Below are 733 nucleotides of genomic sequence, written 5' to 3' on the forward strand. Positions count from 1 at the left end.
TGCCGCTCGATCCCGCGCATCCGCGCGAACGGCTCGCGCAGATCGTCGGCGACGCGAACATCGCGCACGTGCTGACCGACGGCGCGAGCGTCGCGTCGCTGCCCGAATTGCCGGATCTGCGCGTGTGGCGCGCCGACGAAGTCGACGCACTCGACGAAGCCGCGCACGTCGCGCTGCCGGACGTGCTGCCGGGCCACGCGGCCTATGCGATCTACACGTCGGGTTCGACCGGCAAGCCGAAGGGCGTGATCGTCGATCATGCGTCGTTCGCGCTGCATTGCGCGGCGATTGCCGAGCGCTATGGCGCGGGCGAGAACGACGTGTTCCTGCTGTTCCAGTCGGTCAACTTCGACGGCGCGCACGAAGGCTGGTTTTCGCAATACATGTCGGGCGCCGCCGTGTCGGTGACGGCCGACGTGCTGTGGCCGCCGGCGCAGACCTGCGCGATGATGGTCCGCGATGGCGTGACGATGACCTACGTGCCGCCCGGTTGCGCCGCGCAACTCGCCGAATGGGCGCTCGCGCATGGCGCACCGCCGACGCTGCGTTCGCTGACCGTCGGCGGCGAGGCGACGTCGCGCGAGGCGTTCGCGATGCTGCGCCGCGCGCTGCCGAACGTGCGCGTGGTCAACGGCTACGGCCCGACCGAGACCGTCATCACGCCGACGCTGTGGATGTTCCGGCCCGGTGACGATCTCGCGAAGCTCGGCGACGCCGCGTACCTGCCGATCGG

1 protein-coding gene is annotated in these 733 nt (G+C 70.4%); it reads left to right on the forward strand.

Features of this window, described 5'->3' with window-relative positions; translation table 11 throughout:
* A partial coding sequence (locus G3N99_RS40850; RefSeq protein ID WP_206125266.1) for an AMP-binding protein occupies positions 1–733 on the forward strand: 733 nt, incomplete at both ends.

It is taken from the genome of Burkholderia sp. Ac-20392 (genome assembly GCF_017104585.1).
GTDB lineage: Bacteria > Pseudomonadota > Gammaproteobacteria > Burkholderiales > Burkholderiaceae > Burkholderia > Burkholderia lata.